The following is a 13,391-nucleotide window of genomic DNA, read 5'->3' as shown; positions in this document are numbered from 1 at the left end:
GGGGACTTAATGATGCAATCTACCTTTCGAACGGAGAACTTAAGTGTTTTTTATGGAAAATATGAAGCTGTAAAGAATATAGATATGAATTTCCCCGAACAAAGTGTTACGGCTTTGATCGGTCCTTCTGGATGTGGTAAATCCACATTCCTACGCTCGTTGAACCGCATGAATGATAATATCGAAGGCTCCAGAATTACCGGGCAAATATGGATTGATGGTCAAGATATCAATGCGCCAGGCACCGACGTGATTGAATTAAGACAAAAGATAGGGATGGTATGGCAGCGTCCGAATCCTTTTTATAAATCAATTTATGATAATATTGCTTTTGGACCGAAATATCACGGGATTAAGGATAGAAAGAAATTAGATGAAATCGTTGAAAGCAGCTTAAGGAAAGCGGCATTGTGGGATGAAGTGAAGGATCGTTTGAAGCAATCTGCTTTATCACTATCTGGAGGTCAACAACAACGTCTATGTATTGCGCGGGCATTATCCGTTAGTCCTCGTATTCTGTTACTGGATGAACCAGCATCTGCACTTGATCCTGTGTCCACTGCGAAGGTAGAAGAATTAATTGTAGAATTGAAGAAAGAATTAAGTGTGGTTATTGTTACACATAACATGCAGCAGGCTGCAAGAATATCTGATTATTCAGCATATTTCTATTTAGGAAGCGTTATGGAATATGATAAGACAGATATCATTTTTACCAATCCAACGAATCCAAATACACAAGAATATATATCAGGTCGGTTTGGATGATGCTGCTGCATATACAAAAGAGACGAAACCTTTAATAAGGATTTCGTCTCTTTTGTTATAGAGTTATCATTTAACCGTAGGCTAAATCGCTAAAGTTAATTAATTCACAGTCGCTACGGTAGAATCGTTACTCTCCACAGTCTCGTGTTGAATGAGTCCATGCTTTTCCCAAGCTCTGCTCTTCCAGCGGAAGAACATAATGATGGCTCGTAGCCATTCGTCGCAGGAGATGGCGATCCACACCCCAGCAAGGCCAAGATGAAGTTGGAACACTAACACATAACCGAGCGGTAAGCTCATGCAGACCATCGAAATCAGGCCCATGTACACGGGGAACTTAGCATCGCCAGATGCACGCAATGAGTTGATAATGACCAGATTACACGTTCTCCCAGTCTCTAGGAAGATGCTGAGCAGAATCACTTGGGCGCCCATCATGATAATACTCTCGTTATTCGTAAAGAGGCCAAATAGTGGTACGCGGAAGAAGATGATTATCCCATCGATAATGACCGTAACTAGCAGTGCCCATTTGACGCTTGTAAATACACGCCTATATGCTTCCTCTGTCCGTTTTGCACCAACGAGGTGCCCAACGATAATGGAGGTCCCCATGGACACGGCTAAACTGAATAAAAAGATATAGCTAGAGATATTTACCGCATACTGGCGGGTAGCCATAGCTTCAGCGCCCAAATAGGTTACATAGAGTGTAAATACGAGCTGGCAGGACTGATAGGTAATTTGTTCAAAACCGGACGGGATGCCGATTTTGAGTATTTTTTGCACATGTTGTTTGGAAAGACGAATGTAATAGGACCACTTTACACGCACATCCATAATTCTATTAAGCAGTAGAAAGAATAAGATAAGGCAGATAAATCGACTTACTACTGTAGAAATGGCTGCACCTTGGACACCTAACGCAGGAAGGCCAAAGTGACCAAAGATTAACGCATAATTACCTACGACATGAATGAGGTTCATCAGCAATGAGACGATCATCGTCTGTTTAGTAAAGCCGTGTGTACGGATGGTTGCTGCCAATGCATTTATTAATGCCTGTAAGAAAATAAAACCTCCGACAATGTTCAGATACGACTGTGCATAAAGGTACATATCACCTTTCACATTTAGCGCAGACAATAAACTTCCACCAAAGAGCAGTAGTACGGCACTTAGAATAAATCCTATTAACAGATTGAGTGTGATTGAATTCCCTGTTACTTGAGCAGCCTCAAGTGGCTTCCTTGATCCGAGAAATTGGGATATAACAATGGCTGCACCATTTCCAATCACACTAAGTACCAGAATAGCAATGGAAATGATCTGATTCGCTGCACCAACGCCGGATACAGCATTGTCAGACACAGAACTGATCATAAATGTATCTACGCTACCCATGAGCATGAATAAGAACAGTTCTAGAAATATCGGCCAAGTTAACTTGAGGAGATTGAATTCTTGGTGTTTTGTGTGTGTCATAGTACTCCTTCTTATGTATGTATAATTTTTGCTTTGAATACTCTAAACAATGAGTAATGTTAGCACAGCTTTTATGAAATTGCAGTATCTTTATGGATATACTTGAAAAACCTCTGAATACCATATTCCATTAAGGGTATTCAGAGGTTATTTGTTTAGATATTTAAAATATAAGACAGTATAAGTTTCACTTTGATTGATACTCTATTCCTTATATTCCTGCTGAAACGGGTGCCGCCCTTAGAGAAGGACGGCGCAGCCGTGTTAAAGGGATTTATCCTTCAACACGACGTCTGCGAAGAGGATGGTTTTAGGAATGCGGAAGAAGTCTTCTGTTTTTTCTTGGAATGTCAATGATGGTAATGCTCCTTGATGTAACCACTTACGGAAAGTGCCAGGATGAACGCTAATCCATTCACTCACATCACTTACGGATAGGTCATGAACCATGCAAAGTCCTGTTAGTATCTTGTTGCTCACAGGAGAACGAGTCAGCGTTCTGCGCATAAATCTGGAACGTTCAGGCTGGCAGATGATGGGACTTTTCTCAAGGAGAGCTTCATTAAATAGAATATGTCGAGGATATCCCAAGTACTCACATACTTTTTCCATGTTTTTCTTGCCGGGAACCCTTCCTTCATATACCCAAGCACTTACACTTCTTGATGAAACAGAGAGCTTCTCAGCCAAATAAGACAGCTTGATGTCATTAGCCATTAATATTGCGAGTAGAACACGATTACGTATTTGGCAACGTGTTGGTTTACGGAAACGTTTGACACGAACGCCTTTTCCTAAATACTTGCGATTGATCAGGGACCACGCCTGGATTGAATGTTTTTCTGGTTGTGTAGGCATATTTCCTCCGATATTTTTTTTTATTATAAATTTTACTCTATTTATAGAGGAAGTATCAATAGTAAAACAGACCTATCGCATAAATCAACTCAAATGACTCTATAAATCTAGTAAATCAATGACAAACGGCTTCCCAACCTAGGAATACTCTTCATATGATACAGCATGAGATGTTTTTTAGGGAGGAGTGGTGGAAATGAACATACTAGTACTACAAAGTGCAAGTGGTTTTGCTGGCGTTGTGCTTGCATTTACCTTTGGAGGTTGGAGTGACTTACTGAATATTTTCCTAGTCATTATTATTATCGATTATATCACAGGAGTATTAGCAGCCATTAAGGATAAAACTGGGCTTAATAGTAAAATTGGGTTCTGGGGTATAACTCGGAAAGCTTTAATGTTCCTTGTCATCCTTCTAGCTCATCAGATCGACATCATACTGGGTCAGGATTTGGGTGTTGTAAAAAGCGGAGCTATCTACTTCTACATGGCGAATGAGTTGATATCTATAACCGAGAATTACGGTCGCTTGGGCTTACCGCTCCCTAATAAAGTAACACGAATTATTAAAATCCTGAAGAATAAGGAAAATCAAGATGATGACAAAGACAATTCTTAGATGACAAGCTTCTTTCCCAATAGCATGTGGTATGTTATATTTTTGGTGAACCTATATTAATTAAGAAGACAGGGGTATTCGATGATAAAACATATTGTATTCTTTAAATTAAAGGATAGTTCTCCGGAAAGTGTTCTTAGGATGGCAAATGTACTACGCGATATGGAAGGTAGAATACCTCAGCTTATATCTTTGGAAGTTGGGATAGATGTTATTCGTTCGGAACGATCATATGATATATCTCTCCTCACAGAAGTACAATCGTTAGAAGATCTTCAAGCCTATCAAGTTCATCCAGTACATCAAGAAGTCATCAAACATATGAACGAGTTTAAGGAAAGTTCTATCGCAGTAGACTATGAGTTATAAAATAAAAGAACATGACCGTTAACACATATTTAATGGGGGTAAAGCTGTGTACTATGTCAATAGAGAACAGATCGAGAGACGATTACATGCGATTCCTGATATTGTAGCGGGTTTGCACACAGTAACAGAAGAATGGGATGGAGGTCTCATCTTGGGGTTTGTGCAAGAGAGAGCTTTACATTTAGCCATCGAGGTCGTAACGGATATCGGTAGCTATCTTATTGATGGATTTATCATGCGTGATGCTAGCAGTTATGAAGATATTCTTGATATTACGCATCAGGAAAAAGTGTTTAATAGCACAATACATGCTTCCTTGGTTCAGTTAGTCCAGCTTCGCAAACCATTGGTACAGAGTTATTACGAATGGGATCGATCGTCTCTTCACCCTCTCACAAGCGTACTTCCAGCCATTCTGAATGAATTCGCCTCTTCTGTAAGAGGGTATTTGAATCAGGAATTGGGTGCTGTACGATCATAAAGGAGCGCGTTAATGTATGACCTCTGAAGAAAACATGAACGAAAATCAAGAAGAAATAAATGACAGTGAAGTTTCTGGATTTGAGCCACTATATACAGTTGAATTCTTATATGAAGAACTACCCAATTTATCAAGTGAGAAACTTCTTACGGCTATGGAAACCTACACTGGGGCTGTTAAAGTTTCAGACGCAGCCAAACATGGACCTACTTCTTTTGAACTGGAAGCCGTTGAGTCACAGCCTTTGATCTTTTTCCATCTGAATCATAAAGTTACTTATGATGATGGAGATGTTGTGACCGCTCAAAGCTGCATTTACGAACCACATAACATTCAAGAAACCAATCGTTTCGATAGCGCACTTCAGCAATCTTTTCATTGGCAGAATGCAAGCGCAACGATAAGTAATTGTAAATATAGTGTTCGTGTCCATGATCTATTTGCGGAAGAACTACCCTATAAGGAACGTTTCGAACTCATACTAGGGGTAGTACAAGCCATTCTAGAATGTACACCTTGCAAGGCCATATTCTGGCATACTAGTGATAAACTAGTTGAACCCAATGCTTATTTGAAAGCTGTTGAGCAAGGTGAGAAGTTGTATGGTGCCGTAAATCTTCGTCTGTATAGTACAGGTAAAGAAAAGGAAATGATTATGGATACACTTGGATTATCTGCATTAGGTATTCCAGATTTACAATGTCACTTCTATGATTTGGATCCTAGTGGAGTAGGACGTGATTTACTCGTGATATCCAAATACTTATATGATCAGGGTGATATTATTCATGATGGAGAATCCATCGGAACATCTTCTAATAAGGCTTATTTATGTGAGCACCAACATGCATTAGTTGTTCCGCCACGTGTCGTTCTGGATCTTAATGCTCATGATGCGAATCAACTTAACAACCTATCATAAGTGAAAGAATCATTTTTACGTTGTCCCGAGTGTCAAGACATGCTCCTTCTGACTATAATGCAATTAACAAATAGGCATTCGCCCGTTCTTATGATAAGAGCCATACAAGATGCTCTATCAAGACAGCGAGTCTAAAGCTAAGGAAGAAGGAGAGATGAACGATGAATGATAATAACAAAGGCTTCTTATGGGGGGCTTTAGTAGGTAGTGTCGTTGGGTCGGTTACAGCATTACTATTAGCACCGAAACAAGGAACGGAATTGCGTAAGGATATTGTAGACAAAACACGTCAGGTAAGTAGTAAGACGCAAGAGCTGGTGAGTGTGGCTGGTGAGCAGAGTGCCAATATATATGGAATCGTGAAGACTAAAGCCAGTGATATTGTTCAAGATATTCAATCATGGCGGCATGGTAAGAATGAAATATTAGATAAGAAGGTTGAAGTTTCATCCATACAAGAGGATCCAGAGTTAGATGCATTTGATCTAGTTAACTTAAGCTCGGAGAACTAAAAAACATTGATGTATCAAGGATAAGAGACTCCATTTGGAGTCTCTTATTTATTATAAAATCACGAAACAATCACATTTTCTCCAATGAGTTGATGTCCGCATAATGATTATTGATTTTATCCTCCGCATTTTGTTGCATCTTTTCTGTAACGTGTGTGTGTTAAATGGATAACCGTCATCGTAGCGAAAATAAAAAATCTTTATCATGATAATCTTCGAAGAGTTGCTTAGGGGCATCCTTTTATTGGATTGCCTTAACAAAATCGTTCTACCAATATTGAAGATTGCGATATTGTTTGTCGAAATAGAAAATACATAAACCAAGTAATTAAATACTATATACCAATATTTATCTATATGTAATACTTAACGGAAAATATTGGGTTTGATGTTGGGGAAAGTATACAGCAACTTTAATTCCGTTTTTCGAAAGGAATGTTATATGGATATTGGTTTTTTAAGTGGATTACAAAGAATTATAAGATTAAAGGATTTGGAGGCATGGGATATTAAGTTTAATGATAAGGAATGCCGGATCATCCTTGTTGATGAACATCGTCCAAGTACCGATGATGATTTTCCTTGGCTGGAAGATGGAATTGGAGAGGACAGAAAGGAAAACCACATAACAGCTTACGTGTATTCTTCTTATGATTTAGAAGAGATTGACGAAAAGATATTTTACCAAATTGCCGAACATCTTGCAGATCATGTTGCATTAGCACATTGTAATGTAACGGTTCTCTTTAAAAAAGAGAATGATTATGATGTTGCTTTAAATGGTTTATTACGAATTAAAGGATATCAGGAATATAACGTAATACCACTTAGCAAGTTTTTTGGTTTTTCTCAGGATTAGTCAGCACTTAAAAAACTTATTGCCTTTAAAGAAAAGAGCAAAGCGTTTTTGCTGCATGTTACGGAAGCAATTCTTTAGAAACGTAACGAAATTATCGAATATCGTAATAAAAAATTGGAAATCGTACATATTAAACGAAGTCGTTCCTTATGGAGCGGCTTTTTTAATGTTCATTTTTATTTAGAAAGGTGAAAACAGTGATCTTGGAAGAGGTTGAAATGACTTGTACTGAGGTTGCTCAGATTTTGACAGACCCGTATGGGATCACAAAGAAAGTGCAACGATTACTTGCCTATTTACTGGATGACGATAATAGCAGGAAGATCAGCGACGTGTGTAAGGCTCTGAAGACCACAGCGAGGACACTTCTCTACAAGACGCACCATCTCTGAATAAGAAGCTCGATCAAATTCCTATGAGCGAAGGCCAGATGGTCACTTTAAAACGGAGGATCAATGATGATCAAAAAGCAAATTAAGGATCCACCCGAATATAAGCAGCCGAATAAGTGCAAAGGCTGTATGTGGGGCGAATGGACCGGGACGAAACAATTTTGTAGTAAGCAGGCGCTGAAGTGTGTTAAGAAGGCAAATCCTTTCTGATGTCGAATTGTGATGTCGAGGTAGGTGAGGATAAATGTGTTTAAGACAGGTAATACCGAGCGGGTGCTGATTACGGGTATTCATATCCATGAGGAGATGAACATCATGGTTGCAAGGATAGATGACAATAACGGTTTCGATATTACTTTGTCCGGTACTGCAATGGATTTCGATTTTTTAGAAAAATTTCCGGATGATATGGCTTAAGAGGTGTGAATCCATCGAGTGAAGTAGGAATCAGACAATCTAACAGAAGCATATTGGTTACATAAACGCTATAGAGGTGAACAATGAAACCAATGCTTAATAATTATGAGTTTAAAATTTATGTAATAACCTTCTCGGATATAAAACGGTTCTTTATTATGGAAATAATAATTGGAGCGATGACTTATTCAATCGCTATGAAACTATTTCATAATGTCGTCTTAGCAAGCGCGGGAGGATGGGTTGGCACAGAAGGACTAAAGAGATTGGGTATTGTAAAAAAGGTGATGTGGAAGTAACGAATATATAAACGATGAAATTGTATGCTCCATGTAGGCCGCCTTTTTATAAGGAGGTCTTTTTCTTGTGATGTTTATTATTAAATCAAAATTTCAAGAAAACTCATTAAGCAATTTGGGTAGCTTTTGGATTAATCAGAAGCGACTACCCGCAGAAATACTGCCGTATGAGTACATCAAAAGTTACTGTACCGTTTAAAGCCTATATGATCACAGTTCATAGCGCCAAAGTGGTCTTCTTTGATTTCTATATAATTAAGAATCTAAAAATAGGTGAATAGCAGAATAATATATAGATAATGTAGCTTTTATCTACTTCTAACCTCAATATAATCTCCATTTAAGGTTCATCGCCTACTATAAAGGCACCTCTTATTTTATGATGTATAAGGTAAGGCCCCGCCGGTGATTATCCTGCGGGGCTTTAGTGTGTTAACGAAACATATTTATTACTTGTGACACTGTTGTATTAGATTGAATGATTACTATCGTGAGCTTCGCGTATTTGCTTCGCCTTTTAATACCTTCCCGTTACTTCCTTGCTCAAGACATGGACTCATCTTCTTATAGAATTAGTCGCTCACTTGGATGCGATAAATGGATCTCCACGTCGGACATTCATCTGGCGGCGGTCAGTGGCTGAAGCGGCGTACGAATTGCTCGATCCGTTCGTTCAATGGTCCAGGGGCTTTCGTTGGAATCCGGTGATCGACTTTTTTAATGAAAATCAGCTCATTCTTCGGTAATCGCTGATGCAGCATTTGAGCGTAAGGATGGAAGTGCTTGTCCTTTTCCCCATAAATGAGCAGGACGGGAAGATGGATATCCCGAAGTTGCGATGTACAATTATAATTCAAGCTATATCGGTAATACTGTTCCGCATTTCTGGCATTTCCTTTTTTTGCATCGTTGAATAACTCTCTGAATAATGAAAGATTTTTAGTTTGCGACCAAGCATTGGACAACGCGATCGTGCCTACTGCTCCGATTTTAGAGAAACCAATACCTAAGGATATTTTGTTTCTTAGACGCCTTTCGTTCACTTCCGACATTCCGCCGATGACGATACCTCCCCATGCCCGATCTGGATAAGTCAAGAGAAACTCAAGCACAACCGAACCCCCAGTAGAATAACCGCACAAGAATATTTTTTCGATGCTTAACTGGTCTATCAACTGTTTGATATCCTCAACAATTAAAGGATAAGTAACCGCTTGTTCGGAAGGCTGACTTTTGCCGTGTCCTCTGATGTCGATAGCAATGGTTCGAAAATGAGGCGACAGTCCTTGGATTTGGTATATGAAATTTAAGCTTGTAAGTACCGGAGGGTGAATAAAGAGGATGGCGGTTCCTTTTCCGCGATCGATATAATGCATCGAGTATCCGTTTATGTTAGATGTAGTCATTTTTTCGTCACACTCCATGTTAAATCATCGATGAATTGGTTTTATGCACAATTATGATATAGAGTGTCCAGATTGAAGGAAAGTACTCCATAAAATAAAGCGGGTATTTTCACTTGTATTTACACGAAACGGAAGCACCAATAAGTGAATCCGCAAGCAGAATAGAACCTTTTCTTGAAGGTCGAAATGAATTGGGTTAAAATTTAAGGTACGTTATAATATTCACTGACATATGGTAGCAAAGTAGGAAACAGAATTCGATACAGAAAGAAGCGGTGTGTTTGTGCAACATGCAATTGCAATATTAGACTCAGGTGTAGGGGGGCTAACGGTAGCTAAAGAAGTGATGAGACAGCTTCCGCGAGAGAAAATTATATATTTTGGAGATACTGCCCGTACGCCATATGGACCAAGGTCATCGGATCAAGTCAGAGTATTCACAGAACAAATCGTAGACTATCTTATCCAATTCGAACCTAAGATGATTGTTATCGCTTGTAATACTGCAACGGCAGCAGCACTCACATATATTTCGGAAAAGTTAACTATACCTGTTATTGGTGTCATTCATCCAGGTGCTCGTGCTGCGATCAGTGCAACGAAGACGGGGGACGTTGGTGTCATAGGGACGGTTGGTACGATTGGAAGCGGAGCCTATACAGCTGCGTTAAAAGAACTCTCTCCATATGTGAATGTGATAAGTGAAGCTTGTCCACTCCTTGTACCACTTGTTGAGCAAGGATTATTTCGAGCAGCAGAGACGAGGAATATAGTGGAGCGGTCGCTCGAGAACATCCGTGATACCTCAATAGACTGTCTTATCCTCGGGTGTACACACTATCCTTTTCTCATGGATTCCATTCAAGAAGTCATGGGAGATAAGGTGAAGCTCATTAGTTCGGCAGATGAGACAGCGCGGGAAATTAGTACGATATTATACGAGAAGGGCCAACTTGCGAAGAGTGATGAAAGCCCAGTGCATCAATTTTTCTGTAGTGGTGATGGCGAAATATTTAAGAAGATTGCGAATGAATGGTTAGGCGAACAGATACGGCGGACTCCTGTAGTCTGGCAAGTGTCTACGTTTGAAGAATAAAGGAAGAATTAAGAAAGTCATGTTCGTGAGTAGACTAGACCGAAGTTCAATTGAACTTCGGTCTTTACCATATCCATATCATGTAGAACCAAATAATTATTTCGTGATTACGAATGTAGGACAAAGGTATAGGCATACAATCTAACCACCAAATCTTTGTTGTTTGTGGCTCACACCAAGTCATAAAGAAAGGATGGTATGTATGCTAGAATATATCGTTCGTCAAGGAGATACACTTCAGCGCATCGCGACTGCAAGAGGCCTTAAACCAGAGAATATTGTGAATGCCAATCCTTGGGCAACAGATCAACCCTACCTTATTCCTGGACAGATTTTATTTATTCCTTCAACACCTCGACGGAGATATGCAATACAAATAGGGGATACACTCGATCGTGTATTGGAACAATTTTCAATTACAGAACAGGCGCTAGAAGGATTTAATCCTGGTATCTCACGTGATCGGTTTCCGATTGGACGCATTCTTGTACTTCCTTCATCGGAAAGGATGGCTGTTGTTGAGCCTCAAGGTGAATACGGATACAAGGATATGATGAAGCATATTAAAGAGTTATTGGGTAAATATAAGTTTATTGAGGCACATTCGATTGGTGAAAGTGTGATGGGTAAATCACTTGAAATATTAAAAATAGGTACGGGTAAGAGGGTAATACATGTGAATGCATCCATTCATGCCAATGAATGGATCACAACGTTATGCTTGATGCGATTCGTGGAGGAATACGCAGAGGCTTATCACAATCAGCAAATGTGGAATGGGTATAATCCACAAGAGTGGTTCGCCAATTGCACCCTATGGGTGCTACCTATGGCTAATCCAGACGGTGTAGAATTGGTTCAAGAAGGCATTACGTACGATAACCCTTTTTGTACTGAACTAATGGAATACAATAGCTACCGTAGAGATTTCAAACATTGGAAAGCAAATATTCGAGGAGTAGACCTAGGTGATCAGTTTCCTGCACATTGGGAAGAGGAAGTGAATCGCAGAGGTAAGAAACTCCCTTCCCCCCGCGATTATGCAGGTACAAGTCCATTGAGTGAACCGGAATCTAGAGCGCTTGCTGCTTTTACATTAGATATATCCCCTGATAGTGTCATTTCACTACACAGCCAAGGCCAAGAAATATATTGGAATTATCGTGACTATGAACCTGAAGTGAGCGAGAAATGGAGTCAAAGGTTAGCACAAGTAAGCGGATATCGTTCTGTGAAATTACAGGGTAGTGATGCGGGATACAAAGATTGGTTCATTCAACATTTCAAACGGCCAGGATTTACCGTGGAAATAGGTCACGGTGTGAATCCTCTTCCAATTCAGGATTATCGAAATATGAGTCTGGAAGTAGGGTTAATTGTCGGGGAATTGATGGGCTTTTGAAAACATTATGAAACATTTTCAACATCAAGTCGTATTATATACTAGAGGGGGCCGACCGCTTGAGCAAGATTCTATTCCATCTAGCGGTTGCTTCCTCTTTTTCATAGGTCTAATAATGGAGGTAGGAATCATGAAACGTAGAAGACTACTATCATTTAAGCATTGGTCTCTCATGTTTAATAACGTACGGAGATATGTGATGTCATCACAAGTTAAGTTAATAGACAAGTTGTTATTTTTAGTGCCTGTGATTTTTTATTGGATTTTTCCTTTTGATTTATTACCTGGTCTACCTATAGATGATATCGGAGTAACGATGTTATTGATGGGATGGTTCACAACACGGGTACAACGGAAGTATCCAACCCTATAGATGTATCGATTCCACAACAGTTAGTTGTTTCTTCACATAAATAAGGACAAGTCATGTCATGTCTTGTCAATTTGGTTCTGTTTCTTTACAATAAATAAAGGAATTAGCCATCACATCTATTAGGAGATGTAGCAGATGAAATGTAAAATTACTCGTAACGCGGCGAAAGTATTATCTAAAGAACTAAGTAAAGAAGACAATAAAGAATTGAAAATTCGTGTACTCATCACGCACGCTCATGGAGACCATGCACATTACGGTTTGGATTTAGATGTGGCAACGGAGAACGATGAAGTTGTGTCGACAGATAAAGATATTGATGTGATCTTGAATACTAACGAGCCATTACTTGATGGTGTGAAAATTGATTATTTGTACCTTCCTGAGGAAGGGTTTGTTATAACGAATCCATCTAAGGGTAATCACGGAGACCACTAAGGTTAGAATAGTAAAGAAGGTTGGAATGACTATGGCAAACGATATACGCGTATGTGACAAATGTAAGCATATACGGCTCAAAAGTATTGTACCTAAGCTTCAAAAGATGGCACCTGACGCTGAAATTCAGGTCGTGTGTAAATCTTACTGTGGTCCTTGCGGAAAAAGAGCATTTATCTATATTAATGGACGTTATATAAGTGCACCGACAGAAGATGAGGTACTAGCTAAAGCGGCTCCGTTCATTAAGTAGACAAATGGTAAATGATGATGTTTCTCTTTAGTGCATAGTTCCTTTCTGTTAAAACCAAGCTAATGATGGTGACTGATAAGGAATATGTACTAAAAGGGGGAGCATGTGAATGTCTAAACGTGATTTTTCTAGTATGCAAACGAACACACCCATTTCCCAAGCGAATAACGCCGTAGATCGGCTCCATCAGTCGATAACGCAAGCTGTAAGCCATCCAACAGAGCAATTGGTGGATCAAGCGCAGAATTCCTTGGCTCACGCGGAGCATGCTGTTCAGGCCCTTCAAGGCAGTGAGAATGAACTAGCTGCTGAACAAACGGAAGCTTGGCTTGTCGAAGAGAAAAGTAGGCTAGCAGCAGTTAACGTTTCAGAGGTAAATGACTAAGTGTTTACAAATGTTAAAAACCTCCACAATGATTAATACTCATTTGTGGAGGTTTTT

20 protein-coding genes are annotated in these 13,391 nt (G+C 39.5%); 17 read left to right on the top strand and 3 right to left on the bottom strand.

The window, feature by feature from the left end; all coding sequences use genetic code 11:
- The first annotated feature begins 12 nt into the window (after positions 1–12).
- The gene (gene pstB / locus PGLA_RS25800; protein ID WP_068538191.1) at positions 13–768 is read left to right on the top strand and encodes a phosphate ABC transporter ATP-binding protein PstB; all 756 of its coding nucleotides are present in this window, start codon (positions 13–15) and stop codon (positions 766–768) included.
- A 99-nt stretch (positions 769–867) separates the two neighbouring features.
- Here the strand turns inward: pstB and PGLA_RS25795 are convergent, their stop codons facing one another.
- Together PGLA_RS25795 and PGLA_RS25790 are read right to left on the bottom strand one after the other, a co-directional pair.
- On the bottom strand, positions 868–2,253 hold the full coding sequence (locus PGLA_RS25795) for an MATE family efflux transporter (protein ID WP_068538070.1): 1,386 nt from the start codon (positions 2,251–2,253) through the stop codon (positions 868–870).
- A gap of 264 nt (positions 2,254–2,517) precedes the next feature.
- Positions 2,518–3,111 (bottom strand): helix-turn-helix domain-containing protein, encoded by a 594-nt coding sequence (locus PGLA_RS25790; protein WP_068538069.1) that lies wholly within the window; start codon positions 3,109–3,111, stop codon positions 2,518–2,520.
- Positions 3,112–3,307: 196 nt separating this feature from the next.
- On the opposite strand from PGLA_RS25790, the gene PGLA_RS25785 reads away from it, so the two are divergent.
- The 10 genes from PGLA_RS25785 (at position 3,308) to PGLA_RS29515 (ending at position 8,180) form a co-directional block, all read left to right on the top strand.
- Positions 3,308–3,730, top strand: coding sequence for a phage holin family protein (locus tag PGLA_RS25785; RefSeq protein WP_068538068.1), 423 nt, complete (start codon positions 3,308–3,310; stop codon positions 3,728–3,730).
- A gap of 81 nt (positions 3,731–3,811) precedes the next feature.
- Positions 3,812–4,099 carry a Dabb family protein gene (locus PGLA_RS25780; protein ID WP_068538067.1) on the top strand — a complete coding sequence of 96 codons (288 nt, stop codon included), beginning with the start codon at positions 3,812–3,814 and terminating at the stop codon, positions 4,097–4,099.
- Between the two features lie 46 nt (positions 4,100–4,145).
- Positions 4,146–4,580, top strand: a complete 435-nt coding sequence (locus tag PGLA_RS25775; RefSeq protein ID WP_068538066.1) for a DUF86 domain-containing protein — start codon at positions 4,146–4,148, stop codon at positions 4,578–4,580.
- 34 nt (positions 4,581–4,614) lie between these two features.
- Entirely contained in the window at positions 4,615–5,502 is an 888-nt protein-coding gene (locus PGLA_RS25770; protein ID WP_211269630.1) for a DUF4261 domain-containing protein, read from the top strand.
- Between the two features lie 161 nt (positions 5,503–5,663).
- Complete coding sequence (locus tag PGLA_RS25765) at positions 5,664–6,014, top strand: YtxH domain-containing protein (RefSeq protein WP_068538064.1); 351 nt, start codon at positions 5,664–5,666, stop codon at positions 6,012–6,014.
- 442 nt (positions 6,015–6,456) lie between these two features.
- The gene (locus tag PGLA_RS25760; protein ID WP_068538063.1) at positions 6,457–6,873 is read left to right on the top strand and encodes a hypothetical protein; all 417 of its coding nucleotides are present in this window, start codon (positions 6,457–6,459) and stop codon (positions 6,871–6,873) included.
- Between the two features lie 188 nt (positions 6,874–7,061).
- Positions 7,062–7,265, top strand: a complete 204-nt coding sequence (locus PGLA_RS28300; protein ID WP_161488000.1) for a hypothetical protein — start codon at positions 7,062–7,064, stop codon at positions 7,263–7,265.
- A 246-nt stretch (positions 7,266–7,511) separates the two neighbouring features.
- Complete coding sequence (locus PGLA_RS28295) at positions 7,512–7,682, top strand: hypothetical protein (protein ID WP_211269633.1); 171 nt, start codon at positions 7,512–7,514, stop codon at positions 7,680–7,682.
- A gap of 83 nt (positions 7,683–7,765) precedes the next feature.
- On the top strand, positions 7,766–7,981 hold the full coding sequence (locus PGLA_RS25755) for a hypothetical protein (protein ID WP_068538062.1): 216 nt from the start codon (positions 7,766–7,768) through the stop codon (positions 7,979–7,981).
- 67 nt (positions 7,982–8,048) lie between these two features.
- The gene (locus PGLA_RS29515) at positions 8,049–8,180 is read left to right on the top strand and encodes a hypothetical protein (RefSeq protein WP_281197478.1); all 132 of its coding nucleotides are present in this window, start codon (positions 8,049–8,051) and stop codon (positions 8,178–8,180) included.
- A gap of 433 nt (positions 8,181–8,613) precedes the next feature.
- On the opposite strand, the gene PGLA_RS25750 is transcribed toward PGLA_RS29515, so the two are convergent.
- Positions 8,614–9,387 carry an alpha/beta fold hydrolase gene (locus PGLA_RS25750; protein WP_068538061.1) on the bottom strand — a complete coding sequence of 258 codons (774 nt, stop codon included), beginning with the start codon at positions 9,385–9,387 and terminating at the stop codon, positions 8,614–8,616.
- Positions 9,388–9,670: 283 nt separating this feature from the next.
- On the opposite strand from PGLA_RS25750, the gene racE reads away from it, so the two are divergent.
- The 6 genes from racE (at position 9,671) to PGLA_RS25720 (ending at position 13,334) form a co-directional block, all read left to right on the top strand.
- The gene (racE, locus tag PGLA_RS25745) at positions 9,671–10,483 is read left to right on the top strand and encodes a glutamate racemase (protein WP_068538060.1); all 813 of its coding nucleotides are present in this window, start codon (positions 9,671–9,673) and stop codon (positions 10,481–10,483) included.
- Positions 10,484–10,685: 202 nt separating this feature from the next.
- A complete protein-coding gene (locus PGLA_RS25740) occupies positions 10,686–11,885 on the top strand; it encodes a M14 family metallopeptidase (protein WP_068538059.1) in 1,200 nt (399 codons plus the stop codon).
- A gap of 130 nt (positions 11,886–12,015) precedes the next feature.
- Positions 12,016–12,258 carry a hypothetical protein gene (locus PGLA_RS25735; protein WP_068538058.1) on the top strand — a complete coding sequence of 81 codons (243 nt, stop codon included), beginning with the start codon at positions 12,016–12,018 and terminating at the stop codon, positions 12,256–12,258.
- Between the two features lie 135 nt (positions 12,259–12,393).
- The gene (locus PGLA_RS25730; RefSeq protein ID WP_068538057.1) at positions 12,394–12,696 is read left to right on the top strand and encodes a heme biosynthesis protein HemY; all 303 of its coding nucleotides are present in this window, start codon (positions 12,394–12,396) and stop codon (positions 12,694–12,696) included.
- Between the two features lie 31 nt (positions 12,697–12,727).
- Complete coding sequence (locus PGLA_RS25725) at positions 12,728–12,949, top strand: YuzB family protein (RefSeq protein ID WP_068538190.1); 222 nt, start codon at positions 12,728–12,730, stop codon at positions 12,947–12,949.
- A gap of 109 nt (positions 12,950–13,058) precedes the next feature.
- Positions 13,059–13,334 (top strand): hypothetical protein, encoded by a 276-nt coding sequence (locus PGLA_RS25720; RefSeq protein WP_068538056.1) that lies wholly within the window; start codon positions 13,059–13,061, stop codon positions 13,332–13,334.
- The last annotated feature ends 57 nt before the right edge of the window (positions 13,335–13,391 follow it).

The organism is Paenibacillus glacialis (genome assembly GCF_001637205.1).
GTDB lineage: Bacteria > Bacillota > Bacilli > Paenibacillales > Paenibacillaceae > Paenibacillus_AQ > Paenibacillus_AQ glacialis.
Note: the sequence above shows the minus strand (reverse complement) of the source record. Positions and strands in the feature narration are given on the sequence as shown.

Excerpts from the sequence above, each read along its gene's own strand:
- PGLA_RS25770 (WP_211269630.1), top strand. The coding sequence starts at position 4,615 with ATGAACGAAAATCAAGAAGAAATAAATGACAGTGAAGTTTCTGGATTT.
- PGLA_RS25795 (WP_068538070.1), bottom strand. The coding sequence starts at position 2,253 with ATGACACACACAAAACACCAAGAATTCAATCTCCTCAAGTTAACTTGG.
- PGLA_RS25730 (WP_068538057.1), top strand. The coding sequence starts at position 12,394 with ATGAAATGTAAAATTACTCGTAACGCGGCGAAAGTATTATCTAAAGAA.
- PGLA_RS25720 (WP_068538056.1), top strand. The coding sequence starts at position 13,059 with ATGTCTAAACGTGATTTTTCTAGTATGCAAACGAACACACCCATTTCC.
- PGLA_RS25785 (WP_068538068.1), top strand. The coding sequence starts at position 3,308 with ATGAACATACTAGTACTACAAAGTGCAAGTGGTTTTGCTGGCGTTGTG.
- pstB (WP_068538191.1), top strand. The coding sequence starts at position 13 with ATGCAATCTACCTTTCGAACGGAGAACTTAAGTGTTTTTTATGGAAAA.
- PGLA_RS25780 (WP_068538067.1), top strand. The coding sequence starts at position 3,812 with ATGATAAAACATATTGTATTCTTTAAATTAAAGGATAGTTCTCCGGAA.
- PGLA_RS25740 (WP_068538059.1), top strand. The coding sequence starts at position 10,686 with ATGCTAGAATATATCGTTCGTCAAGGAGATACACTTCAGCGCATCGCG.
- PGLA_RS25725 (WP_068538190.1), top strand. The coding sequence starts at position 12,728 with ATGGCAAACGATATACGCGTATGTGACAAATGTAAGCATATACGGCTC.
- PGLA_RS25765 (WP_068538064.1), top strand. The coding sequence starts at position 5,664 with ATGAATGATAATAACAAAGGCTTCTTATGGGGGGCTTTAGTAGGTAGT.
- PGLA_RS25735 (WP_068538058.1), top strand. The coding sequence starts at position 12,016 with ATGAAACGTAGAAGACTACTATCATTTAAGCATTGGTCTCTCATGTTT.
- PGLA_RS25790 (WP_068538069.1), bottom strand. The coding sequence starts at position 3,111 with ATGCCTACACAACCAGAAAAACATTCAATCCAGGCGTGGTCCCTGATC.
- PGLA_RS25750 (WP_068538061.1), bottom strand. The coding sequence starts at position 9,387 with ATGACTACATCTAACATAAACGGATACTCGATGCATTATATCGATCGC.
- PGLA_RS25755 (WP_068538062.1), top strand. The coding sequence starts at position 7,766 with ATGAAACCAATGCTTAATAATTATGAGTTTAAAATTTATGTAATAACC.
- PGLA_RS25760 (WP_068538063.1), top strand. The coding sequence starts at position 6,457 with ATGGATATTGGTTTTTTAAGTGGATTACAAAGAATTATAAGATTAAAG.